This window comes from Methylobacterium sp. WL18, from assembly GCF_008040015.1.
GTDB classification, from domain to species: domain Bacteria; phylum Pseudomonadota; class Alphaproteobacteria; order Rhizobiales; family Beijerinckiaceae; genus Methylobacterium; species Methylobacterium mesophilicum.
The window spans coordinates 1-1,651 of the sequence record NZ_VRVD01000852.1; the positions used below are offsets into that span (position 1 = coordinate 1).

Annotated in this window: 1 protein-coding gene; it reads right to left on the bottom strand. The window is 67.4% G+C overall.

The genetic code is table 11. From position 1 onward, the window contains the following. Positions 1-31: 31 nt before the first annotated feature. Positions 32-1,585, bottom strand: coding sequence for an ISL3 family transposase (locus FV228_RS28995; RefSeq protein WP_147857625.1), 1,554 nt, complete (start codon positions 1,583-1,585; stop codon positions 32-34). Positions 1,586-1,651: the final 66 nt, after the last annotated feature.

Below are 1,651 nucleotides of genomic sequence, written 5' to 3' on the forward strand. Positions count from 1 at the left end.
TGGGTCTGGCGCAATCTCGATGCAGGGGGGCTCATGGTATACCGATCAGCCGAGCTTCGAGCAGGTCGAGTTTGGCGCGGCCGAACATCTGTCGCTTCACGAGCTTCAGGCGGGTAATCTGCCCTTCGGTCTGGCCGTTCGACCATGGTTGCGTGAGAGCTGCAGCGACAGCCGCCTTGTCCTTGAGCAGGCCGCCGGCGAAGGACGCCAGAAGGCTGCGGGCCGCAGCCTCGATCCAGGTGTCGAGATCGGATCGACGCCGTTCGCGGATCATGGTTTGGAAGCGCGACAACAGGGCCCTTGCCTCGTCGAGCCTCGGCACCTCCCCCTCGATCGTCGCCACAAGGACGGCTTCGGCCTTCGTCAGGCTGTCCCGCCCCGTCGTCATCAGCCGGGAGAGGATCCGCGCTGACGGCACCCTGCTGGGCGCGCCCTCCGGCGCCCGCTCACTGCGTCGCCTCCGCGTCGCCCATTCCCCGACCACCCGCAAGCTGCCGGTGAACCCGTTCGCGCGAAGCCGACGCCAGAGTTCAGCCCCGTTGCGACAGCCGGCCGCCCATTCGGCATCGAGCCGGGGCAGATGGGCATCCAGGCTGCTCTGGCGGGCGCGGAAGACGTCGCCGGTCAGACCGCGAAGCACGTCGCGCACGAGCTTGCGACTGTGCCCGGTCGTCCGGGCAATCTTCTTGATCGGCATGCCCTGTCGCGACAGAGCCAGGATCGCCTCGCCCGTCGCCTCCCTCCGAAGATAGCCGTCGTACTGCAGGCGCTCGGCGCAGGTCAGACGTTCGGGATCGACCGTCGCGGCTCCCACCGCGATGCGGATGGCGGCCATCGACTTGCGCACGGCGTCGAGGAAGGCAGCGCTGGCATTCTCCATCAGATGCCAGCGATCGGCGACTTGAAGGGCATGGGGTAGAGCCCGCGCTGTCGCTTCCCCATACCCACCGCCGCGGTCACGGGCGACGATGGTGATCTCGGGGTGAGCGGCGAGCCATGTCTCGACCGTGCTACTCTCTCGATCCGGTAGCAGGGCGATGACACGTCGCCGTTCCAGGTCGCAGACCAGCGTGCCGTAGCGCTGTCCCCGATGGAAGGCCCAGTCGTCGATGCCGATCACGCTCGGACGCTCCACCGGACGGACGGCACGGCGGCGCACGGTTCGGAGCATCGTATCCCGACTGGCAGGGACCATAAGACGACGCGCGAAGCAGGCAGCGGGCCTGCCGCCAAGGGCAAGGCCCAGATGACGCACGATGCAGTCGAGCCGGGCCGTACGCCGGGCGTAGGTAGCGGCGAGATCCGGCCCGAGCCGCTCGGCGAAGATCCTGGTCCGGCAGTCTATCCCGACGCAGCGGAAGCGGCGGACGCTGACATCGATGACGACGGGTCTCCCGGCGACAGGCAGATCGGACAGGGTACGCGTGTAGCGGCTATGGATTCGAGACGAAGGCCGATCGCAGCTTGGACACCGGGCCAGGGTGGCGACAGGCCGGGCGGTGATGGTCAGGCCAGAGCCGATCTCGACATGATCGATGACGAGTCCGCGCGGAATTACCGAGTTGGGATGCAGGCTGCGAGGCATGGCAGGATCTCCGACGACCGAAGCCGAGATCCATCAACTCCCCTGCACCGAAAGTGAGTCAGACCC

What these genes read in the sequence shown, in the direction of transcription:
- FV228_RS28995 (WP_147857625.1), bottom strand. Translation starts at nt 1,585, where the DNA reads ATGCCTCGCAGCCTGCATCCCAACTCGGTAATTCCGCGCGGACTCGTC.